Source organism: Kitasatospora sp. NPDC090308 (assembly GCF_044769485.1).
GTDB classification, from domain to species: Bacteria; Actinomycetota; Actinomycetes; order Streptomycetales; family Streptomycetaceae; genus Kitasatospora; species Kitasatospora fiedleri.
The window spans coordinates 579,800-600,761 of the sequence record NZ_JBIVXY010000003.1 but is presented as its reverse complement, the minus strand read 5'-3'; the positions used below and the strand labels follow the sequence as shown (position 1 = coordinate 600,761).

17 protein-coding genes are annotated in these 20,962 nt (G+C 76.6%); 10 read left to right on the top strand and 7 right to left on the bottom strand.

Annotated elements, in window-relative coordinates; genetic code table 11:
* Nucleotides 1-33 precede the first annotated feature (33 nt).
* From egtB to ACIQVD_RS10190, 4 genes are all read left to right on the top strand, one after another.
* Nucleotides 34-1,449, top strand: a complete 1,416-nt coding sequence (gene egtB, locus ACIQVD_RS10205) for an ergothioneine biosynthesis protein EgtB (protein WP_402287564.1) — start codon at nucleotides 34-36, stop codon at nucleotides 1,447-1,449.
* A complete protein-coding gene (gene egtC, locus ACIQVD_RS10200; RefSeq protein ID WP_402287561.1) occupies nucleotides 1,449-2,225 on the top strand; it encodes an ergothioneine biosynthesis protein EgtC in 777 nt (258 codons plus the stop codon). Before egtB ends, egtC begins: the two co-directional genes overlap by 1 nt.
* A complete protein-coding gene (gene egtD / locus ACIQVD_RS10195; RefSeq protein WP_400679213.1) occupies nucleotides 2,222-3,208 on the top strand; it encodes an L-histidine N(alpha)-methyltransferase in 987 nt (328 codons plus the stop codon). The genes egtC and egtD overlap by 4 nt, the downstream gene beginning before the upstream one ends.
* 535 nt (nucleotides 3,209-3,743) lie before the next feature.
* Entirely contained in the window at nucleotides 3,744-4,550 is an 807-nt protein-coding gene (locus tag ACIQVD_RS10190; RefSeq protein ID WP_402287743.1) for an aminoglycoside phosphotransferase family protein, read from the top strand.
* Nucleotides 4,551-4,800: 250 nt separating this feature from the next.
* Here the strand turns inward: ACIQVD_RS10190 and ACIQVD_RS10185 are convergent, their stop codons facing one another.
* Nucleotides 4,801-5,433 carry a TetR/AcrR family transcriptional regulator gene (locus tag ACIQVD_RS10185; protein ID WP_100839440.1) on the bottom strand — a complete coding sequence of 211 codons (633 nt, stop codon included), beginning with the start codon at nucleotides 5,431-5,433 and terminating at the stop codon, nucleotides 4,801-4,803.
* Between the two features lie 192 nt (nucleotides 5,434-5,625).
* On the opposite strand from ACIQVD_RS10185, the gene ACIQVD_RS10180 reads away from it, so the two are divergent.
* Genes ACIQVD_RS10180 through fabG form a run of 3 tightly spaced genes read left to right on the top strand, consistent with a single transcriptional unit; the run spans nucleotide 5,626 to nucleotide 8,805 of the window.
* A complete protein-coding gene (locus tag ACIQVD_RS10180; RefSeq protein WP_402287557.1) occupies nucleotides 5,626-6,774 on the top strand; it encodes an acyl-CoA dehydrogenase family protein in 1,149 nt (382 codons plus the stop codon).
* A 32-nt stretch (nucleotides 6,775-6,806) separates the two neighbouring features.
* Nucleotides 6,807-7,994 carry a thiolase family protein gene (locus ACIQVD_RS10175; RefSeq protein WP_402287554.1) on the top strand — a complete coding sequence of 396 codons (1,188 nt, stop codon included), beginning with the start codon at nucleotides 6,807-6,809 and terminating at the stop codon, nucleotides 7,992-7,994.
* 52 nt (nucleotides 7,995-8,046) lie between these two features.
* Nucleotides 8,047-8,805 (top strand): 3-oxoacyl-ACP reductase FabG, encoded by a 759-nt coding sequence (gene fabG, locus ACIQVD_RS10170; protein WP_400679205.1) that lies wholly within the window; start codon nucleotides 8,047-8,049, stop codon nucleotides 8,803-8,805.
* A 58-nt stretch (nucleotides 8,806-8,863) separates the two neighbouring features.
* Here the strand turns inward: fabG and ACIQVD_RS10165 are convergent, their stop codons facing one another.
* A complete protein-coding gene (locus tag ACIQVD_RS10165; RefSeq protein ID WP_402287551.1) occupies nucleotides 8,864-10,984 on the bottom strand; it encodes a hypothetical protein in 2,121 nt (706 codons plus the stop codon).
* A 324-nt stretch (nucleotides 10,985-11,308) separates the two neighbouring features.
* On the opposite strand from ACIQVD_RS10165, the gene ACIQVD_RS10160 reads away from it, so the two are divergent.
* Entirely contained in the window at nucleotides 11,309-11,773 is a 465-nt protein-coding gene (locus ACIQVD_RS10160) for a DUF3592 domain-containing protein (protein WP_402287548.1), read from the top strand.
* Nucleotides 11,774-11,827: 54 nt separating this feature from the next.
* Here the strand turns inward: ACIQVD_RS10160 and ACIQVD_RS10155 are convergent, their stop codons facing one another.
* Both ACIQVD_RS10155 and ACIQVD_RS10150 read right to left on the bottom strand, forming a co-directional pair.
* Nucleotides 11,828-12,871 carry a S66 peptidase family protein gene (locus ACIQVD_RS10155; RefSeq protein WP_402287545.1) on the bottom strand — a complete coding sequence of 348 codons (1,044 nt, stop codon included), beginning with the start codon at nucleotides 12,869-12,871 and terminating at the stop codon, nucleotides 11,828-11,830.
* A gap of 68 nt (nucleotides 12,872-12,939) precedes the next feature.
* Nucleotides 12,940-13,887: a zinc-binding dehydrogenase gene (locus ACIQVD_RS10150; protein WP_402287543.1), complete on the bottom strand. Its 948-nt coding sequence runs from the start codon at nucleotides 13,885-13,887 to the stop codon at nucleotides 12,940-12,942.
* A 166-nt stretch (nucleotides 13,888-14,053) separates the two neighbouring features.
* On the opposite strand from ACIQVD_RS10150, the gene ACIQVD_RS10145 reads away from it, so the two are divergent.
* Nucleotides 14,054-14,617, top strand: a complete 564-nt coding sequence (locus ACIQVD_RS10145) for a DUF4240 domain-containing protein (protein ID WP_402287540.1) — start codon at nucleotides 14,054-14,056, stop codon at nucleotides 14,615-14,617.
* Between the two features lie 116 nt (nucleotides 14,618-14,733).
* On the opposite strand, the gene ACIQVD_RS10140 is transcribed toward ACIQVD_RS10145, so the two are convergent.
* Entirely contained in the window at nucleotides 14,734-15,525 is a 792-nt protein-coding gene (locus ACIQVD_RS10140) for a nucleotidyltransferase domain-containing protein (protein WP_402287537.1), read from the bottom strand.
* A gap of 175 nt (nucleotides 15,526-15,700) precedes the next feature.
* Here ACIQVD_RS10140 and ACIQVD_RS10135 point away from each other — a divergent pair, with 175 nt between their 5' ends.
* The gene (locus tag ACIQVD_RS10135; RefSeq protein WP_400679188.1) at nucleotides 15,701-16,180 is read left to right on the top strand and encodes a VOC family protein; all 480 of its coding nucleotides are present in this window, start codon (nucleotides 15,701-15,703) and stop codon (nucleotides 16,178-16,180) included.
* Between the two features lie 106 nt (nucleotides 16,181-16,286).
* Here ACIQVD_RS10135 and ACIQVD_RS10130 read toward each other — a convergent pair whose 3' ends face one another.
* Nucleotides 16,287-20,501: a LysM peptidoglycan-binding domain-containing protein gene (locus ACIQVD_RS10130; RefSeq protein ID WP_402287533.1), complete on the bottom strand. Its 4,215-nt coding sequence runs from the start codon at nucleotides 20,499-20,501 to the stop codon at nucleotides 16,287-16,289.
* Nucleotides 20,501-20,929, bottom strand: a complete 429-nt coding sequence (locus ACIQVD_RS10125; protein WP_111551911.1) for a pilus assembly protein TadG-related protein — start codon at nucleotides 20,927-20,929, stop codon at nucleotides 20,501-20,503. The genes ACIQVD_RS10130 and ACIQVD_RS10125 overlap by 1 nt, the downstream gene beginning before the upstream one ends.
* Nucleotides 20,930-20,962: the final 33 nt, after the last annotated feature.

The window sequence follows — 20,962 nt, the reverse complement described above, 5'->3', positions numbered from 1 at the left end:
CGCCACCCCTTTCGTACGGCAGGAGGACGCCCCGTGCTGAACGCCGACCGGACCGACCCCGCGCTGCTGCGCGACCTGATCGCCGTCGAGCTGCTCGCCGCGCGGGAGCGCACCGCCCAGCTCACCGAGGCCGTCGACGACGCCGAACTCGTCGCCCAGCACTCGCCGTTGATGTCGCCGCTGGTGTGGGACCTGGCGCACATCGGCAACCAGGAGGAGCTGTGGCTGCTGCGCAACGTCGGCGGCCGCGACCCGCTGCACCCGGAGATCGACCCGCTGTACGACGCGTTCGAGCACCCGCGCGCCGAACGCCCCCGGCTGCCGCTGCTGCCGCCCGCCGAGGCCCGCGCCTACGCGCACGAGGTGCGCGGCCGGGTGCTGGACCTGCTGGCCGCCTCCCCGCTGGAGGGCGCGCCGCTGCTGGACGCCGGGTTCGCGTTCGGGATGATCGTCCAGCACGAGCAGCAGCACGACGAGACCATGCTGATCACCCACCAGCTGCGCACCGGCCCGGCCGTGCTGGACGCCCCGCCGCCGCCCGCCGCCGCCGGCCCGCTGCCCGGCGAGGTCCTGGTCCCCGCCGGGCCGTTCACCATGGGCACCGACACCGAGCCGTGGGCGCTGGACAACGAGCGCCCGGCCCACCCGGTCGAGCTGCCCGCGTTCTGGCTCGACACCACGCCGGTCTCCAACGGCGCCTACCAGCGCTTCATCGCCGACGGCGGCTACCGGGACCCGCGCTGGTGGACGCCCGAGGGCTGGGCGCACCGGATGTCGGCCGGCCTGGAGGCGCCGCTGTTCTGGCGGCAGGAGGGCGGGCAGTGGCTGCGCCGCCGCTTCGGCCACCTCGAACCGGTGCCGGAGGACGAGCCGGTGCTGCACGTGAGCTGGTACGAGGCCGACGCGTACGCCCGGTGGGCGGGGCGGCGGCTGCCGACCGAGGCGGAGTGGGAGAAGGCCGCCCGGCACGACCCCGCCACCGGCCGCTCCCGGCGCTTCCCGTGGGGCGACGCCGCGCCCGGCCCCGAGCACGCCAACCTCGGCCAGCGGCACCTGCGCCCGGCCCCGGTCGGCGCCTACCCCGAGGGCGAGTCGCCGTACGGCGCCCGGCAGTTGATCGGCGACGTGTGGGAGTGGACGGCCAGCGACTTCACCGGCTACCCGGGGTTCGCGGCCTGGCCGTACCAGGAGTACTCGGAGGTGTTCTTCGGCCCCGAGTACAAGGTGCTGCGCGGCGGCTCGTTCGCGGTCGCGCCGGTCGCCTGCCGGGGCACCTTCCGCAACTGGGACTACCCCGTGCGGCGGCAGATCTTCGCCGGCTTCCGCACCGCCCGCGACGCCGAGCCCCGCACCGGGAACGGCGCCGGACCGGGCTCCGGCGGGCCCCGCGGCGGGGCCGGCTCCGGCCGCGACGGCTCGGGCCGCGACGGCTCGGGGGCGCGCGCCTGATGTGCCGCCACTTCGCCTACCTGGGGCGCCCGGTCCCGATCCGCTCGGTCCTGCTCGACCCGCCGTACGGGCTGCTGCGCCAGTCCTGGGCGCCCCGGCTCCAGCGCCACGGCACCGTCAACGCCGACGGCTACGGCGTCGGCTGGTACGCGCCCGGCGACGAACGCCCGGCCCGCTACCGGCGGGAGGGCCCGATCTGGGCCGACGGCGACCTCGCCGACCTGGCCCGGGTGGTCAGCTCGCACGCCGTGCTCGGCGCCGTCCGCTCCGCCACCCCCGGCTGCGCCGCCGGGGCGCAGGCCGCCGCCCCGTTCGCCGCCGGGCGCTGGCTGTTCAGCCACAACGGCGCCCTGCCCGGCTGGCCGGGCGCCTTCGCCCCGCTGGCCGCGCTGCTGCCCGCCGCCGAGCTGCTGGAGCTGGAGGCGCGCACCGACTCGGCGCTGCTGTGGGCCCTGGTGCTCAACCGGCTGCGCGCGGGCGGGGAACTCGGCGAGTCGCTGGCCGAAGTCTGCCTGCTCGCCTCGGAGTCGACCGAGTCCCGGATCAACCTGCTGGCCACCGACGGCCGTTCGCTCGCCGCCACGGCATGGGGCGACACCCTGTTCCAGCGCCGCGACCCGGACGGCTCGGTGCTGCTCGCCTCCGAACCCTTCGACGACGGGCCCGGCTGGTCCGAAGTCCCCGACCGCACCCTGCTGGTGGCCGACGCGGCCGGCAGCTCGCTGACCCCGCTGGCCGCCGTCGGCCCGCGCATTCGAGAGGACGCCCCGCGATGACCGGATACCGGCTCACCCGCCTGCTACCCCCCGACCACCTGCACCACGCGCTGCGCGCGGACGTCCGCGAGGGCCTGGGCGGCCGACCCAAACGGCTGCCCCCGAAGTGGTTCTACGACGCCCGCGGCTCCGAGCTGTTCGAGGAGATCACCCGGCTGCCCGAGTACTACCCCACCCGGGCCGAACGCGAGATCCTCGCCGCCCGCGCCGACACGATCGCCGCCACCACCAGGGCCCGCACCCTGGTCGAACTCGGCTCCGGCTCCTCCGAGAAGACCCGCCTGCTGCTCGACGCGCTGCGCACCGCGGGCACCCTGGAGCGCTACGTCCCGGTCGACGTCAGCGAGAGCGCCCTCGAGTCCGCCGCGAAGGCGCTGATCGCCGAGTACCCGGGGCTGGACGTCTCCGCCGTGCTGTCCGACTTCACCCAGAGCCTGGGCCTGCCCGACGGCGGCGGCCCCCGGCTGGTGGTCTTCCTCGGCGGCACCCTCGGCAACCTGCTGCCCGCCGAACGGCACGGCTTCCTGACCGGCCTGCGGGCCCAACTCATGCCCGGCGACTGGCTGCTGCTCGGCACCGACCTGGTCAAGGACCCCGCCGTCCTGGTCGCCGCCTACGACGACGCCGCCGGGGTCACCGCCGCGTTCAACCGCAACCTGCTGTCGGTGCTCAACCGCGAGCTGGACGCCGACTTCGACCCCGGGCAGTTCGAGCACGTGGCGCTCTGGGACGCCGAGCACGAGTGGATCGAGATGCGGCTGCGCTCCCTGCGCGACCAGACCGTCAAGGTCGCCGACCTCGGCCTGCCCGTGCACTTCGAGGCCGGCGAGGAACTGCACACCGAGGTATCCGCGAAGTTCCGCCGCGAGCGCGTCGAACGCGAACTCTTCGCCTCCGGCCTGCGCCTGACCGACTGGTGGACCGACGACGAGGGCCGCTTCGGGCTCTCGCTCTCCCGCCCCTTCGAGGACAGCTCGGACTGACCGGTCCGCCGGGGGCCCGGGCCCGCTGCCTGCGGTTTGTCCGCCTTATTCGCTGGCGCGGGCCCGGTGCCGTCCGGAGAATGCCCGGGTGCAGATGACTGAGCAGCGGACGGCGACCGTCGTGGTCGAGTGGCAGGGCGAACTCGTCGGGGCGGTGGGGCCGTTCACCACGGAATCGCCGTTCTGGGCGCAGGTCGGGGAGGTCGCGGCGCGGGCCTCGGAGGCGGCGGGGGTGCCGCTGGCGGTGCTGCGGCTGCTCTCGGTGACGGGCGGCGCGGGCGGCCGGGGCGGCGGGACGGTGTACCTGGCGGTGGCGGCGCGGCGCCCGACGGGGGCCCTGACCGCGGCCGGGACGGCGCCGGACGCGGGGCACCCGCTGCGCCCGCGGTGGGCGTCGGCCGACGGGCTGGACGGGGAATGGGCCTGGGCCGACGGCGAGTTGGCGGCGCTGGGGCGGCCCAGGCTGGGGCCGGTGGAGCAGGTGCGGAGCTGGAACCTGTCGGCGCTCTCGCGGTTCCCGACCGGGGACGGCCCGGTGTGGCTGAAGAGCACCCCGGCGTTCGCGGTGCCGGAGGCGGCGGTGATCGCCCGGGCCGGGAGGGCCGACCCGGAGCTGGTGCCGCGGGTGCTCGCGGCGGACGGCCAGCGGGTGCTGCTCGCGGACGTGCCCGGGGTGGACTGCTGGGGCGTGCCGGCCGACGGCATGCTGGACGTGCTCGACCGGTGGACGGCGGTGCAGGCGGCGGTCGCCGCGGACGGCCCGGGCGAGCTGCCGGACTGCTCCCCGGCCGCGCTGGCGGCCCGCTTCCCGGCGCTGCTGGAGCGGCTGCGGCCGGAGCTGACGGACGCGGAGTACGCGAAGGCGCTGGAACTGGCCGGGCTGCTGCCCGGCATCACGGCCGTACTCGCCCACTGCGGGCTGCCGTCGACACTGGTGCACGGCGACTTCCACCCGGGCAACTGGCGCTTCGACGGCGAGCGGGTCACCGTCCTGGACTTCTCCGACGCGGTCTGGGGCCACCCGGCGCTGGACGGGCTGCGGCCCGCCGCGTTCCTGTCCCCGGAGCGCTGGTCGGACGTCCGCGCGCGCTGGGTCGCGGCCTGGCGGGCGCTGGCGCCGCGCAGCAACCCCGAGCGGGCCCTGGAGCTGGCGGCGCCGCTGGCGCACGTGCACTCCGCGCTGCGCTACCAGGAGTTCCTGGACGGCATCGAGCCGAGCGAACACCCGTACCACGCGGGCGACCCGGCCGACGAGGTGCGGCGGGCGCTGGAGTCCCTGGGACCGGCGCTGTTCCCGACGAGCGGGTCGGAGCCGCGGGGCGAGAGCCGTACCGGACGCTGATGCGGCCGGGTGGCGCGGGCGTGACGCCGTCGCCGCCGGACGCCCGGGCAACGCAGACGCTGCCCGGGTACGCGGGACTGCCGGCTCCGGCCTCCGCGTCCGGCACGTCCACGACGCTGCCGAAGGACGACCGGGAACTGCCGGAGGAGGAGCTGTACGCGCCGAACCGGGTCGCGAACGCGCCGGTCCTGGACCGCCAACCGTCGTACGGCGAAGGGCCGGTCCGGGACGGTCCGGGGCGGCCGGGGGCTCAGGGCAGGCGGCGGTAGCGCAGGTCGAGGCCGTCGAGGAGGGCGTCGAGGCCGGTGGCGAAGGCGCCCTCGTCGATGCTGCGGCGGTGTTCGGCGAGGCGGTGGGCGTCGCCGAGGTGGGGGTAGTCGGCGGCGTCGTAGAGGCTGGCGTCGTCGGGGAAGCCGGCCGCGAAGGAGGCGAGGGCGGAGCCGGTGACGAAGTAGCGCATCAGGGCGCCGATCCGGGTGGCCTGGCCGCGGGGCCAGCCGGCGTCGACCAGGCAGCCGAAGACGGCGTCGGCCAGTCGCAGGGCGTGCGGGCGGCGGCCGGGGCCCTGGGCGAGGACCGGGACGAGGTGGGGGTGGGCGGTGAGGGCGGCGCGGTAGGAGCGGGCCCAGGCGTGCAGGGCGGTGCGCCAGTCGTCCGGCGCGTCGAACATGGTGAGGTCGACCTCGCCCATCACACTGTCGACGACGGCGTCGAGCAGGTCGTCCTTGGTGGCGAAGTGGTTGTAGAGCGAGGGGCCGCTGACCGAGAGTTCGGCGGCCAGGCGGCGGGTGGAGAGCGCGGCCAGGCCCTCGGCGTCGACCAGGGCGAGGGCGGCGGCGATGATGCGTTCCCGGCTGAGCAGGGGGGTGCGGGGTCGGGCGATCTCCGCCTCCTGGGGGCGCGGGCCTGCGGGGTCCTGGTCATTCTCGCAGGTGCCCGCGGGCGGCTGCGGGGGGCCGCCGGGTGCTCTTCCGGTTCCGGGCGGGGCGGGCTACAGTCACCGTAAAACTTGCAGTGCTAGTTTACGGGCACCGCAGGAACGTCAGGATCGTCGACTTGTTCGGGGTGTCGCCGCGTGGACCTGGAACTGACCGAGGAGCAGGCCGCCGTACGGCAGTTGGCGGCCGAGTTCACCGATCGGGAGATCGTGCCGTTCGCCGCCGGGTGGGACCGGGCGGAGTCCATCGACCTGGGCGTCGTCAAGAAGCTCGGCGACCTGGGCTTCCTGGGGCTGACCCTGCCGGAGGAGTACGGCGGCAGCGGCGGCGACCACCTGGCGTACTGCCTGGTGCTGGAGGAGCTGGGCCGCGGCGACTCCTCGGTGCGCGGCGTGGTGTCGGTGACGCTGGGGCTGGTCGCCAAGTCGGTCAACGCCTTCGGCACCGAGGAGCAGAAGCGGCACTGGCTGCCCCGGCTGTGCTCGGGCGAGGCGCTGGGCTGCTTCGCGCTGACCGAGCCCGGCACCGGCTCGGACGCGGCGAACCTGACCACCCGGGCCGAGCGCGACGGCGACCACTGGCTGATCTCCGGCGCCAAGATGTTCATCACCAACGGGACGTGGGCGGACGTCGCCCTGGTCTTCGCCCGCACCGGCGAGCCCGGACACCGCGGCGTCAGCGCCTTCCTGGTGCCCACCGACACGCCCGGCCTCACCCGCACCCTGGTGCACGGCAAGCTGGGCCTGCGCGGGCAGGCCACCGCCGAGCTGGCGCTCGACCGGGTCCGGGTGCCGGACAGCGCCCGTCTGGGCGAGCCCGGCAAGGGCTTCACGGTGGCGATGGCGGCCCTGGCCAAGGGCCGGATGTCGGTCGCGGCGGGCTGCGTCGGCATCGCCCGGGCCGCTCTGGAGGCGGCGGTGCGCTACGCCGGGGAGCGCGAGCAGTTCGGCAAGCCCATCGCCCACCACCAGCTGGTGCAGGAGCTGCTGGCCGACATCGCCGTCGACGTGGACGCGGCCCGGCTGCTGACCTGGCGGGTCGCCGACCTGATCGACCGCGGCCTGCCGTTCGCCACCGAGTCCTCGGTGGCGAAGCTGTACGCCTCCGAGGCGGCGGTGCGCTGCGCGAACAACGCGCTCCAGGTGTTCGGCGGGTACGGCTTCATCGACGAGTACCCGGTCGGCAAGTACCTGCGCGACGCCCGGGTGATGACCCTGTACGAGGGCACCAGCCAGATCCACAAGCTGCTCATCGGGCGCTCCCTGACCGGCGTCAACGCGTTCTGACCCCCTCCCCCACCGACAAGGAGCCCGACGAAGTGCTTCCGGTCTTCATCGCCGCCGCCCGCCGCACCCCGATCGGGCGGCTGCGCGGCGCGCTGTCCGCCGTCCGGCCCGACGACCTGTCGGCGGCCGTGCTGCGCGGGCTGCTCTCCGACGTGCCCGCGCTGGACCCGGCGCGGATCGACGACGTGTACTGGGGCGCCGCCAACCAGGCCGGCGAGGACAACCGCAACCTGGCCCGGATGGCCGTCCTGCTGGCCGGGCTGCCCGAGACCGTCCCCGGCGCGACCGTCAACCGGCTGTGCGCCTCCGGGATGGAGGCCGTCACCACCGCGGCCCGGGCGATCGGCTCCGGCGAGGCGGACGTCGTCGTCGCGGGCGGCTGCGAGTCGATGAGCCGCGCCCCGTTCGTGCTGCCCCGCCCGGACGAGGCGCTGCCGCACCGGATGGAGACCTTCGACACCCGGCTCGGCTGGCGGCTGACCAACCCGCGGATGCGCGAGCTGCACGGCGTGCTGTCGATGGGCGAGACCGCCGAGGAGGTCGCCGCCCGCCACCGGATCGGACGCGAGGAGCAGGACGCGTTCGCGCTGCGCAGCCACCGACTGGCCGCCGCCGCCCGGGAGTCGGGGCACTTCGACGCCGAACTGCTGCCCGTGGCCCGCCCGGACGGGACGGCGGTCGACCGCGACGAGTCGATCCGGCCGGACACCACCGCCGAGAAGCTGGCCGCCCTCAAGCCGGTGTTCCGCCCCGGCGGGACGGTCACCGCGGGCAACGCCTCGCCGATGAACGACGGCGCGGCGGCGCTGCTGCTGGTCAGCGAACAGGCCCTGCGCGAACTGGAGTTGGAGCCGCTGGGCCGGTACGTGGCGGGCGCCTCGGCGGGCGTGCACCCCGACGTGATGGGCATCGGCCCGGTGCCGGCCACCCGGCGGGTGCTGGAGCGCACCGGCTGGAAGCTCGCCGACGTGCACACCGCCGAGTTCAACGAGGCGTTCGCGGCCCAGGCACTGGCCTCGGTGCGCGAGTTGGGCATCGACCCGGACCTGGTCAACCCCTCCGGCGGGGCGATCGCCCTGGGCCACCCGCTGGGCTGCTCCGGCGCCCGCATCCTCACCACCCTGCTGCACCGGATGCGCCGCACCGGCGACCGGCGCGGCCTGGCCACCATGTGCGTCGGCGTCGGCCAGGGCTCCGCCGTCCTGGTCGAGCGCGACTGAACCAGCTTCCCTCTCAACGGATATGACGGAACCTCAGGAACGGAGTGCGGCGATGGGCAGGTTCGACGGCAGGATCGCGGTGGTGACCGGGGCCGCGCAGGGCATCGGGGCGGCCACCGCGCGGCGGCTGGCCGAGGAGGGCGCGACGGTGGCCGTGGTCGACCTCACGGCGGAGCGCGCGAAGGGCACCGTGGAGGAGATCGCCGCGGCGGGCGGCAGCGCGCGGGCGTACGGGTGCGACGTCGCCGACTACGACGCGGTGGCGGCCGTGTTCGCCGCCGTGGTCGAGGAGTTGGGCGGGGTGCACATCCTGGTCAACAACGCCGGGATCACCCGCGACAACCTGTTCTTCAAGATGCCCAAGCAGGACTGGGACACCGTGCTCGCGGTCAACCTGACCAGCGCCTACAACTGCGCGCACGTCGCGCAGCGGTACTTCGTGGCGCAGAAGTACGGCAAGATCGTGTCGCTGAGCTCGCGCTCCGCGCTCGGCAACCGCGGCCAGGCCAACTACGCGGCGGCGAAGGCCGGCATCCAGGGCCTCACCGCCACCCTGGCCATCGAACTCGGCCCCTACAACGTCAACGTGAACGCCGTCGCTCCCGGCTACATCGCCACCTCGATGACCGCCGCGACCGCCGAGCGGGTCGGCGCAACCCCCGAGGAGCACCAGGCCGAGGTCGCCGGCCGCACCCCGCTGCGCCGGGTCGGCCGGCCCGAGGAGGTCGCCGCCGTGGTCGCCTTCCTCGCCAGCGAGGACGCCTCCTACGTCAGCGGCCAGACCCTGTACGTCAACGGCGGCGCCCGCTGAGGCAGCCCGCGACGGCGGCCCGGTCCGCCGTGCGTACCGTCCGCCTCCCGGCCGGCGGCTAGCCGCCGGCCTTGGCTGCGGCGAGCTGCCGCAAGTAGCGTTCCGCGGCGCGGAGTTTGCGGTTCTCGGGGCCGGGGAGGTGGGCGCGGAGCTCGATGATGTCGGGGGCGATCCGGATGGCCTCGGTGGGGTCCTTGACGGCGCGCCAGCAGGCTTCGGCGTTGGTGACGGCGCGCTGGGTCTCGGGGTGGTCGGGGCCGTCGGTCTGGAGGAGGGCCGCGGCGACCTGGCGGTAGAGCTCGGCGGCGACCGAGGGGAGTCCGCCGACCCGGCAGACGTGGGCGCGGACCTGGCGGACCTGGAGCACGACGGGGGCGCGGGCGCCGTACGCGCCGACGGCCTTCTCCTCCAGCGCGAGGGCGAGCGCGGCGGCGGTGTCGTGGTCGCCGGCCTCGGCGTTGCGCACGATGTGGCCGATCGTCTCCAGGTAGTCGCCGGGCGGCACCTGCCCGGGATCGGCCGCCGGGGCCTCGGTCCCCTTGCCGAGCCGGACGGTCACGGTCGCGGTCGAGCTCGCGGCTTCGGCTGCGGTCACGGCGGGGGCGCCCGGCCCGGGCAGCGGGGTGGTGACGGCGAGCGGGTCGTGCCGGGGCGGGGCGTCCGGCTCGGGGGCGCGTTCGACGAACGGGGCCGGGGCCGGGGCCGGTTTGCCGAGCGGGACGGTCGCGGCGAGCGGGTCGGGGCCCGGCAGCGGGAGGGTCGCGGCCAACGGGTCGGCCTGGTCCGGGAGTTCGAGCGTCTTCGCGAGCGCCACCGGCGGGGCACCGACGGACCCGGGAACGGGCGCGCCCTTGCCGAGTTCGACGCGTTCGACGCGTTCGACGCGTTCGGGCTTGCCGAGCGGGACGGTCGCGGTGAGCGGCTCCGCCGGGACCATCGCTTCGCCCTTGACCAGCGAGACGATCATCGTGCGGCGCGGCGGGGTCGCCGGGACGCCGGGCTTGCGCAGCGAGACCAGGCCGCGCGGCGTCCACCCGGGGGCGAGCCGGGGGCGGGTGGGTTCGGGCGCGGCGGTGGCGGGGGCGGCGGTCTTCCCGGGGCGGGCGGCGGTGGCGGGCGGGGCGGTGGTCGCGGGGTCGCCGGGGCCGATCTTCCGGGCGGTGTTGCGGAAGTAGGGACGGTCGACGGGGTGGGAGGCGATCACCACGGTGTCGGGGCGCAGCACCGAGTGGACCTGCTGGCGGACGAGTTCGGGGGTGAGGAACCGGTCGGCGCCGGGGCGGCCGCGGTGCAGCGTCTCGATCAGGGCCCGGGTGAAGGTGCCGAGCTGGTCGGGGTCGTGGTTGACGACGGCCCAGAGCGGGACGCCGTCGGAGAGCTGCTGTCCGGCGGTGGCGGCGAGGCCGGGCCAGACCACCTGGTCGGCGCTCAGGTCGCCGATCACCAGGGTGTCCAACTCGGTTCCGCGGTGCCGCAGTTCGGTGGCGATCGCGGACCAGGGCAGGCTCTCGGAGGTCTTGCTCTCGCGCAGCGAGAGGTAGAGCTGTTCGCCGCGCCGGTCGGTGATCAGGTGGCCGCCGAGGTGGATGAGCAGCGGTCCGGGGTGGCGGGCGGCGGCGCGCAGGTGGGCGAGGACGGTCTGCGGGTCGCTGGCACCGGGCAGGTGGACGGCGTCGACCTGCCCGGCGGAGAGCAGGACCTGCGGGGCGACGCCGGCCAGCGCGGCGGAGAGCACGGAGGCGTTCGCGGTGCCGCCGCGCCCCCAGCGGCGACCGCCGCCGTAGCCGCCCTCGACGACCAGGATGCGGCCGCGCAGGCCGCCGCCGATGCCGTGGGCGGCGGGCGCGGACGCCGGTGTCGGCGCGGTGGCGGGCGGCGGGGGGTCGGCGGCGGGGGGCGGGAGGGTGACGACCGGGAAGGTGCCGGTCCAGCCGGTGGCGGCGGGCGGGGCCGCGGGCGGCGGCGGGAGGGGGGTGCCGCCCGCGGGGGTGGGGGTGGGCAGCGGGATGGTGCGGGTGGAGCTGAGGGCGGCGTCGGGGACCACCGGGTTGATCGAGGTGGCGAACGGGTCCGCGGCGGGCGGGTGCTCCGGCGTCCGGTCGGGGGCGGGCGCGTTCGGGGGGAGTTCGAGCGTCCCCTCCGGATCGGCCGCGGGGCCGTTCCCGGTCGTCGATGCCACGTCAGCCACCGTTCGGTCACCGCCCCCGTCCGTCGCCCGTGCGACGTCGTGCCTGTACGCCGTGGTGTCCCGCACCACGCTTCGATCCCGGCCACGATACGTGGTCCGCGGGCGGCCGGGCCAGGCCGGGCCCCGGGAGGGTTGACGGCGGCTCCGGTCCGTCCCGACCGGGTCGCCGCCTCGTCACGGGATCGTCCCGACCGCCGGGCGCCCCTTGGCGCGGACGATCACCGGCTGGACACTGGGGCGACTCCGGTGCCGGTCCGCGCGCCCGGAGCCGGATCGGGAACGGCAGCGGAAGCGGAAGCAGGAGGACGGAACACCATGGCGTACCGGGCGATGCTGGTGGCGGGACTGGTCACGGGCGCGGGCGGGCTCGCCCTGCTGGGGGCCGGACTGCCCGGCGCGCTGCTGCTGCGGCGGCGGTGGGCCGCCGAGGGGACGACCGCCGAGGCCCGCTGCCTGGAGACGTACGTGCAGGAACGCCGTAACGACCGGCCGTCCGTGCGCCGGGCGATCGTCGAGTTCCGCACGCCCGACGGCACCGCGCACCGCGCCCACCTACAGGCCCGCGACCTGGTCGCGGGCGACGTCCTGACGGTCCGCTACCGGCCCCGGAGGCCCTCCCGGGCGCTGCACGCGAACCGGTCCGACGGGACGGCGGCCCTGCTGGTCGCCATCGTGGTGCTGACGCTGGCGCTGCTCACGACCGCCGCCGTCACCCTGCACCTGGGCCTGGCACCCGACCCGGAGCCGGCCGACGGCTGGCACTTCGGCGGCACCCGCTGACGCTCGACTCCCTTCCCGCACAACGGCGTTGGGCTGGGCGGCGGCGGGTGACCGTCAGTAGGTGACGGTGATCCTGCGGGCCGGGCCGTCGACCCGGATCAGGCCGCCGTAGGGGATGACGAGCTGCGGTTCGGTGTGGCCGAGGTCGACGTCGAGGACGGCCATCGTCCCGGGGGCGTAGGCGTCCAGGGCGCGCAGGACGGCGGCGTGCTGGTCGGCGCGGTAGCGGGCGCGGGCCTCGGCGTCGTGCGGGTGGTCGAAGCTCCAGGCCATGGCGCGGCCGACCAGCAGGGCGGGGAACTGGCGCAGCAGGCCGCGTTCGCCGAGGTTGCGCAGCATCCGGAACACCTCGGTGGCGCCGGGCAGTTCCTCGGAGGTCTCCAGGAAGAGCACGCGGCCGGCGTACTCGGCGGCGGGGCGCAGCCGGTCCGCGGCGGCCATCCAGTGCAGGATCTCCAGGTTGCCGCCCCAGCCGGTGCCCTCGACGACCCGGTCGGGGCGGTGCCAGCGCCAGCCGGTGGCGGGTTCGTCGGCGGGGACGCGGTCGAAGGTGGCCGGGTCCTCCCAGCGGCCCTGCACGGTGCTGGTGTCGGTGGCGGCGGTGAGTTCGTACGCGCCGCCCTCGAACAGGGCGGCGCGCAGCGAGGCCGCGGTGAGCGGGTGGACGGCGTGCGGGCGGCCGAGCTGGGTCATGACGGAGGCGCCGTGGTAGGCGACGATGCCCTGGCGGTGGAGGAAGTCGAGCAGGTTGGTGTTGTCGCTGTAGCCGAAGAAGGGCTTGGGGTGGGCGCGCAGGAGCGCGGCGTCGAGGTGCGGGACCAGGGTGATCTGGTCGTCGCCGCCGAGGGTGGCCATCACGGCCGCGATCGTCGGGTCGGCGAACGCGGCGTGCAGGTCGGCGGCGCGCTCGGCGGGGGTGGCGCCGAGCCTGCGGGTGGTGGGGTACTCGACCGGTTCCAGCCCGAACTCCTCGCGCAGGCGGCGCAGTCCGAGTTCGTGCGGCAGCGGGAAGGCGCCCGGACCGGCGAAGCCGGGGGAGACGATCGCGATCCGGTCGCCGGGCCGGGGCCGGGGAGGGTACGTCGGCTGGTCTGACATGCCGGGATGCTAGCGGCGCGGACGCGTCGGGCACGACCCGGTTTCGGGGCTCCGGGGGCTTGAGGGCTTCAAGGGGCGACGTCCAGCAGGGTCTTGCCGAGGGTGTCGCGGGACTCGATGGCGCGGTGCGCGTCGGCGGCGCGCTCCAGCGGGAAGCGGCGGCCGATGACGGGGCGCAGCCGGTGCGCGGCGGCTTCGGCGAGGACGTGGGCGGTGGCGGCGCGGATGCCCGCGGGGGTGGGCCGCAGGGTGAGCACGGTGAGGGCGCGGGCGGTGACCTCCGCGTCCGGGAGCACGGTCCAACTGCCGCCGGCCAGGCCGTAGCTGAGCAGCTTCCCGCCGTCGCGGAGCAGGTCGGCGGCGGCCCGGCCGAGGGTGCCGCCGACGCCGTCGAGGACGAGGTCGACGGGGGCGGTGGCGGCCGTCCAGTCGGGCCGCAGGTAGTCGACGGTCTCGGCGGCGCCGAGTTCGGCGGCGAGGGCGAGTTTGCGGGGTCCGCCGGCCGCGGCGACGACGTGCGCGCCCGCGGCGGTGGCGAGTTGGACCAGCAGGGTGCCGACGCCCCCGGCGGCGGCCGTCACCAGGACCCGGCTGCCGGGTGCGGGTGCGGCGGTCTCCAGCAGCAGGCGGGCGGTGCGGCCGTCGGCGAGCAGCGCGGTGGCGGCGTCCAGGGCGAGGCCGTCGGGGACGGCGTGCAGTCCGTCGGCGGGGACGGCGGCGAGTTCGGCGTACCCGCCGCTGCCCCCGGTGGAGGAGACCACCCGCCGTCCCAGCCAGGCCGGGTCGGCGCCGGGCCCGAGGGCGGTGACGGTGCCGCCGACGCCGTTGCCCGGGACCATCGGGAGCGCGCCGGTGAACGGCCCGAGGCCGGTGGCGCGGAACTGGGTCTCGACGAAGGTCAGGTTGGCGTGCGCGACCGCGATCAGCACCTGCCCCTCCCCCGGCACCGGATCGGGCGCGGTCCCCGCCACCAGCACCTCGGGTCCGCCGAACTCCCGCAGCCACACCGCACGCATCACGCCTCCGCCCGTTCCCGGGCCGGTCGTTCCGGCCCGCCGCCCATCCTGTGACGTCAAGCCCGCTTGAGGTCAAGCCGACCGGCGGCCCGGCCGCTTCCCCCCGGGGCGGGCGCTTTCCGGCGCGGCGGGCACCCTGTCACCGGCGGGTGCCAGGATGCCCGTCATGGACACGGACGGATTCTGGGACCTGGTGGAGTCGAGCGCGACGGGCGGCCCCGGCTGCGAGCGCGCCGACCGGCTGACCACGCACCTCGCCGGGCTGCCGCTGTCCGAGGTGCTGGAGTTCCAGCTCCGCCTGGACGAGGCCCGCGCCCCGCTGGACACCGCGGGCACGCTGGCGCTGGCCCGGCTGGTGCTGCGCGGCTGGGTCAGTGACGACGGCCTCTGGTACTTCCACGCCTGGTTGATCGGCCTCGGCCGCGACGCCCACCGCCTGGCCGTCCACGATCCGGACGCCCTCGCCGACCACCCCGTCCTCCGGCGCCTGGCCGCCCTCCCCTACGAGCGGTGGGACGACGACGACTTCCCGGACTGGGAACTGCTCGACTACTGCGCCCAGGAGGCGTACGAGCAGCTCACCGGCGAGGAGGACGGCCTGGAGGAGGCGCTGGAGGCGGTCGGCCACGACAGCCCCTGCAACGCCGAGTTCACCGAACCGACCTGGACGTCCGAACAGACCGCCGCCCGCCTGCCCCGCCTCACCGCACTGTTCGCCGACGCCACCTGACCCGCCGCGCCGAACCGGGCGCCGACGACGGCCCGGCGGAACCGAACGGCCCGGAACTGTCCGGAACGGCCCGGAACGGCCCGGACGAGGCATAGCGCCGAGGCGCCCGACACCCGTCAGCCCAGCGCCCGTTCGATCAGCAGCCGGGTGAACAGCCGGGCCTGCTCGGCGCGTTGGGCGCGCTCCTCCGGGGTGAGGACCGGCGGGACGCCGTAGCGGCGGGCGGCGATGTCCTCGGCCAGGCCGGGCGGGGCGTCCAGGGCGGGCAGGCGGGCGATCGCCTCGCGTTTGGTGATCAGCCGGCCCTCGCGCAGCGCGACGGTGGCGCGGACGGCGGTGACCGGGCCGAAGTCCACCCAGATGTCGCGCCGCCACGGCTCGGGGCGGGCGGTGACCGGGTACCAGTAGTCGCGCAGGTCGGCCCGGAGGTGCGCGTGCAGCGCGGCGTCGGAGACCGGCGGCAGCAGCGCGTCGGGCCGCTCGCCTGCCAACACCGTTCCGGCGTCCAGCAGTTCGCGGCGGGCGATGACCGTGACCGGACGCTCCATCGGCTCGCCCTGGGCGAAGGTGAAGTGCGCGGCGGCCGGGTCGCCGAGCTCCTGGCGCGGCAGGTACGAGCAGTGCAGCTTCGCCGCGCCGGGCTCCCGCGCGTCCAACTCCCGGTGCAGCGCGGCCAGTCGCTCCCGCACCGGCCCGCCGGGCGCGGCGGGCAGCACGGCGACCAGGTCGAGGTCGCTGCGGCCGTGCCGGTAGTCGCCGCACGCCAGCGAACCGTGCACCCACAGCGCGTCCACCGGCACGGCGTCCGCCAGCCGGGCCGCGAACCGCGCCAACAGCGGTGCGGCGAGGGCCCGTTGCTGCTCATCGTCGTGATCCGCGGGCAGGAACGGCGGCTCCGGGAAGGTCATGCCCCCCATGCTGGCACCCCGGGTACGCCCGGGCGCGTCCGGGCCCACCTGAACACGCCCGGACGCGCCCCGGACGGCCGGGCGCGGCTCCGCCGGGAAGCGCCGGGCACGCCCTACCGTCGAAAGGACCCGGCCGTACGGCCGGGCGACCGTCCGGGAACGGAGGACCCTTCCGATGGCACAGAAGATCACCACTTTCCTGTGGTTCGACGACCAGGCCGAGCAGGCCGCCGAGTTCTACGCCACGGTGTTCGAGCACGGCCGGATCACCGAGGTGCAGCGCTACTCGGACGCCGGGCCGGGCGAGGCCGGGAGCGTGATGCTGGTGTCCTTCGAACTGTTCGGGCAGGAGTTCCTGGCCCTGAACGGCGGCCCGGTGTTCCGCTTCAACGAGGCGGTCTCGCTCCAGGTCGACTGCGCCGACCAGGCCGAGGTGGACCGCTACTGGGAGCTGCTGACCGCCGACGGCGGCGCACCGGGCCCGTGCGGCTGGCTGAAGGACCGCTACGGCCTGTCCTGGCAGATCGTGCCGCGCCGGATGACCGAGCTGCTCACCGACCCCGACCCGGAACGCGTCCGCCGGGCCACCGCCGCGATGCTGACCATGGGAAAACTGGACATCGCCGCCCTGGAAGCCGCCGCGGACGGCACCTGACGCCCCGCGACGCCACTCCTCCGCCGCCGCCGGTACGGCGGGCACCCGGGTGCCCGCCGGGTAGCCGTCCCCCGTCCCCGTCCCCCGGGCGGGGGGACGGGGACGGTCAGCTGCCGGTGAGGAGGTCGCGGAGCAGGGCCACGGTGTCCGGGTCGAGGTCGCGGCCGGTGCGGCGGCTGAGGGCGTCGAGGCGGTTGACGGAGCGGACGAGCTGGTCGCGGGCGCCGGCCGAGGCGTAGGCGTAGAAGAGGTCGCGGTGCAGGAGTTCGACCTCCGGGGCGACGGCGAGGGCGCGGAAGATCGCGGCCTCGGCGGTGCGGTGGTCGCCGTACTGGAGGCGGCGGGCGGCGAGTTCGTGCGCGGTGTCGACGATCGCGGCCAGCATGTCCTGGCGTTCGGCCTCCGCCCAGGCGTACGTCCCGGCCGGGGCCTCGGCGAACGGGGCGCCCCGGACCAGGGCCAGCGCGTGCGCGAGGGCGGCGTCGGCGGTGGCGGAGGTGGAGCGCATGCCGCGCCGGTACAGGCTGCGGAACTCGTCCCAGTCGCAGGTGACGGTCGGGGCCAGGCTGTACGTGTCGGCGGGCTGCCCGCCCAGGTAGTCGCGGCCCTCCGGGGAGGTGCCCAGCCAGCCCGCCAGCGCGGCGATCTTGACCGGCAGCGGTTCGGCCAGCCGCTCGGCGGTGGCCCGCGGGTCGAGGTGCGCGGCACCCGGGTGGATGTCGCGGTCGACGGTGGTGTGCTCGCTGCCCGGACGCAGCGCCAGGTACGCGGCGAGCTCGGTCAGCCGGGGGCGGCCCGCCGGGTCGGCGCTGCCCGCCGCGCCGAGCACGTCCACCGGCCCGAGCACCCGGATGCGCGGCGCGGAGCGCAGGTGGTGGGCCTCCGGGGAGCGCAGGATCGCCAGCAGGTCGTCGCTGTCGGTGCGGGCCGGACCGCTCCCGGGCCGGGCGGACGGCCGGGCCGGGGAACGCGGGTCGGGCGCCGCCGCCTGGTCGTGGGTGGGCAGCGGCTCGGGCACCACCGGCGGCGCGTCCACCGGGGCGGGAGGCACCGGGACGGCGACGGGGGCGGCGAGTTCGAAGGAACGGGTGCCGCCGTCCGGGACGGAGTCGGACGCGGGCGCGGGCGCGGGCGCGGGCGCGGGCGCGGGCACCGAATCGGACACGGGGTCGAGTTCGGCGGTGCTTTCGGCCTCGGACTCGGGAGCGGACTCGAGAGCAGGTACGGGCGCGGTGAACGGCGGTGCCGTGGGCGGGAGTTCGTCCTGCGGCAGGGCGGCGGCGACCCGGGGGTCGACGGGCGTGCCGTGCGGCGGGGTGGTGGCCTTGCGGGCCTGGCCGTTGGCGGCGTGCCGCGGCTCGACGGGCGCGGCGGGCACGGCGGGCTCAGCGGCGGCGGGCGGCAGCGCGGCGGGCTGGACGGGCGTCACCGGGACGACCGCGTACGGGTTGGTGGGGGCGGTCGGGACCAGCCCGGCGAACGGGCTGCTGCCGGTGGGCACCACCCGGGCCAGCAGCCGGGGCCCGGCCGCTTCGCCGCCGTCCGGCCGCTCGCCCGCGCCACCGCCACCGGCCGGCTTGGTCAGACTGGGCTTCGGCGGAGCGCTCGCGGCGCTCGCCTCCGGGCCGGTCGGGCCGCCGAGCAGGGCGATCAGGCGGGCGTCGAGGGTGCCATCGGCCCGTCCGCCGGTGTCCGTGCCCGCGCCCGCGTCGGTGTCCGGGTCCGCCGGACCGGGGCCGACGCCCAGCAGGTCGCCGCCGAAGCCGTTACCCAAGTCGCCGCCGAAGCCGTCGCCCGAGCCGTTGCCGAGCGGGCCGGGGACGGCGCCGATCGCGGTGCCGACGGTGGCCAGCGCGAGGACGGGCAGCGGGAGTTCCTGCTCGTCCTCGGGGCCGTTGTGCGGGCCGTCGAGGGTCCATTCGGGGGCCGGGTGCTGGGTGAAGTCGCCGGAGGCGCGGACGAGTTCGCCGAGCTGGGCGTACTGTTCGCGGCTCAGTCGCTGGAGTTCGACGCTGAGGTGCAGGCCGGGCAGCGGGGCGTGGCCGGTGGCGGGGAGCGTCCAGCGGGCGACCGGGCCGGCGCCGCGCTCGGGGGCGCGGGTGAGGACGGCCAGGCAGGTGCGGGGGCGGCCGTCGAGCAGGCGGCCGAGTTCGGCGGGCACGCCGCCGGTGGGCGGCTGCGCGGACAGCACGATCTCGGGCAGCCACGCCTCGTCCGCGCTGCCCCGGCTGCGGGCCTCGCGGGGGCTGCCGACGTTCGCGCCGATCAGGGTGGCGCGGGCCTTGGCGGTGCGCGGGCCGAGGGCGGCGAGCGCGGCCTCCAGGGTGGGGTGGTGGTGCACCCGGTCGGCGGCGGGGCCGGCGGTGGGCAGGTCGGGGGCGATGCCGACCAGGTGCAGGTGCAGGCGGTCGGCGAGCGGGCTGTGGGCGAGTTCGACGGCCAGGCTGCGCAGTACGTCCTCGGCGTCCTCGGGGTGTCCGGAGAGGTGGACCAGCCGGACGGTCTCCAGGTCGGCCAGGACGGTCGAGCCGTCCGGGGTGGCGCCGAGGGTGACCAGCGCCGGGTAGGGGGCGGCGTGCTTGGCGGCCTGTCCGGCGGACAGCAGCTCGGTGGAGTCGGTCGGGCACCACCACACGTTCGGGGCGTGCGCGGCCCGGAACGGGGCGATCGGCACGGCCGGGGCGGCCAGGTGCAGTTCGACGGTGCCCACGGTGGTGACCCGGGCGGCGACCAGGGCGGGCAGCCGCTTCTCGCCGCGGACGGCGTTGCGGCCCAGGGTGCGCAGGGCGCGGTTGAGCAGTTCCAGGCCGTGCTCGTCCTGGCGGGCCTTCAGCTCCGCCTCGAAGCGGCCGGCGGCGGCCGAGGGCAGCGCGATCCGGTGCCGGGGGCGGCGGGCCCGCTGCTGGTCGGTGCGGCGGCGGGCGACCAGGGTGATCAGCGCGGCGGCCATCAGCACGCCGAGGCCGGACGCCGCCAGCGCCACGGTGTAGTCGTCGCCACCGGTGGCGGCGGTGTGCTGCTCGCGGACGGCGGGCAGGTTCGTGGCGGACGCGGAGTCCTGCGGCGCGGGCGACTGGGCGGCGGAGGGCTGGGCCTGCGGCGACTGCGACGTCTGCGGCGACTGCGCGGGCGCGGGGGTGGCCTCCGACCCGGGCGGGGTCGGCGCGCCCGGCGCCGGGGTCTCGGGCGTGCTCGGCGCGGTCGGCGTGCTCGGCACACTCGGTGCCGGGCTCTCCGGGGCCTGGGCCGCGCCGGGCACGGTGAGCACCATGCCGGGGGCGAGCACGTCCGGGTCGGTGAGCTTCTCGCCGTCGGGGGCGGCGACGCCCTTGTTGGCCTCGAACAGCTCGGGCCAGCGGTCGCCGTCGCCCAGCTCCCGCTGCGCGATCGCGGAGAGCGAGTCGCCGGAGTGCACGGTGACGCTGCCGTGCGCGGGCGCGGCGGGTGCGGCGGGGAGCGCGGGCGGGGTGCCGGTGGTGCTGCGGGCGGTGGCGGCCGGGCCGGTGTCGGGCGCGGCGTCGGCGGGCATCAGCAGCTGCCAGCCGGGCTGGATCGGCCGGTCGGCGTCGAAGCGGGTGCCCGAACCGTCCATCGGGCGGCCCGCGTTGAGCTTGGCGATCTCGGTCCACCGTTCGCCGGAGCCGAGTTGGCGCTCGGCGATCGACCAGAGGCTGTCGGCGGGGCGGGCGTCGCGGACGGTGTAGACCGGCTGCTGCGGGTCGGCGGCGGGCGCGGCCGCGGGCGCTCCGGCGGGCAGTGCGGCGTACGCCGGAGCGGCGTTCAACTGGGCGACGGCGGCCGGGCGTTGGGTGAGTTCGGGGGTGGCGGCGAAGGCCGATCCGGCGACCGGGAGCAGGGCCAGGACGGAGCCGACCAGACCGGCCGCGATCCGCTGGCTCCAGCCGAACGCGGGGATCCGGCGGGCGACCCGGCCGCGCAGCTGGGCGGGGATCTCGACCAGGACGGAGACCAGGAAGCACAGCCAGCCGATCCAGCCGACGCCCACCAGCAGCCACAGGAACAGGCTGCCGTCGTCGGGGCTGGTGAGCGCGGTCAGCAGGTCGCCGTGGACCGGGTCGCCGGCCGCGGCGACGGCGAGCGTGCCGTAGCCGAGCAGGGCGGGCACCCCGACCAGCAGCAGGACGAGTGCCAGCAGCGCGCCGAGCGCGGCCAGCGCCGAGCCGCCCCGCCCCCGCCGCCCGCCCCGCCCGACGGGGGTCGGGGCGGGGTGCCGTCCGCCGCGGGCGGCGGGGGCGGGGCGGTCCGGCCGCCTGGTGCGGCGGCCCTTGCGGTGCTGGTCGTCGGCTCCGCGCGCGGCCATCAGCCGGTCGTCCCTTCCGTGATGCCGTGCAGCAGGGTGGCCTTGCCGTGCCCCTGCACGGAGAGTGTGGTGATGCCGATCACGCCGAGCAGCGCGGTCGGGTAGGTGCTGGTGACGGTGACGCTGATCTCGCTCAGGTCGGGGTACCGGGGGAAGTCGACGCGTCCCGAGACGCCCTGGCCGTCGAGGTAGGCCCGGGCGGCGGACTCGGCCTGTGCCGCGTCCACCTGGTAGCCGCCGTCGGCGCGCAGCCGGGCGATGTCGAGTTGCTGACCGGCCACCCGGGCGGCCTCCTGGGCGAGCGCGTCGGCCCGTTCCACGGCGCGCAGTTGGCCGCCGAAGTCGAGCACCAGGCCGACCACGGCCACCAGGCTGACGGCGGTGATGGCAACCATGACCGAAATGCTGCCCCGGTCCCGGGCGTTCACGCCTCGTTCGGCCACGTTCCCTCCCCCCACGGT

What these genes read in the sequence shown, in the direction of transcription:
- egtC (WP_402287561.1), top strand. Translation starts at nt 1,449, where the DNA reads ATGTGCCGCCACTTCGCCTACCTGGGGCGCCCGGTCCCGATCCGCTCG.
- egtD (WP_400679213.1), top strand. Translation starts at nt 2,222, where the DNA reads ATGACCGGATACCGGCTCACCCGCCTGCTACCCCCCGACCACCTGCAC.
- fabG (WP_400679205.1), top strand. Translation starts at nt 8,047, where the DNA reads ATGGGCAGGTTCGACGGCAGGATCGCGGTGGTGACCGGGGCCGCGCAG.
- ACIQVD_RS10160 (WP_402287548.1), top strand. Translation starts at nt 11,309, where the DNA reads ATGGCGTACCGGGCGATGCTGGTGGCGGGACTGGTCACGGGCGCGGGC.
- ACIQVD_RS10155 (WP_402287545.1), bottom strand. Translation starts at nt 12,871, where the DNA reads ATGTCAGACCAGCCGACGTACCCTCCCCGGCCCCGGCCCGGCGACCGG.
- ACIQVD_RS10150 (WP_402287543.1), bottom strand. Translation starts at nt 13,887, where the DNA reads ATGCGTGCGGTGTGGCTGCGGGAGTTCGGCGGACCCGAGGTGCTGGTG.
- ACIQVD_RS10145 (WP_402287540.1), top strand. Translation starts at nt 14,054, where the DNA reads ATGGACACGGACGGATTCTGGGACCTGGTGGAGTCGAGCGCGACGGGC.
- ACIQVD_RS10140 (WP_402287537.1), bottom strand. Translation starts at nt 15,525, where the DNA reads ATGACCTTCCCGGAGCCGCCGTTCCTGCCCGCGGATCACGACGATGAG.
- ACIQVD_RS10135 (WP_400679188.1), top strand. Translation starts at nt 15,701, where the DNA reads ATGGCACAGAAGATCACCACTTTCCTGTGGTTCGACGACCAGGCCGAG.
- ACIQVD_RS10130 (WP_402287533.1), bottom strand. Translation starts at nt 20,501, where the DNA reads ATGGCCGCGCGCGGAGCCGACGACCAGCACCGCAAGGGCCGCCGCACC.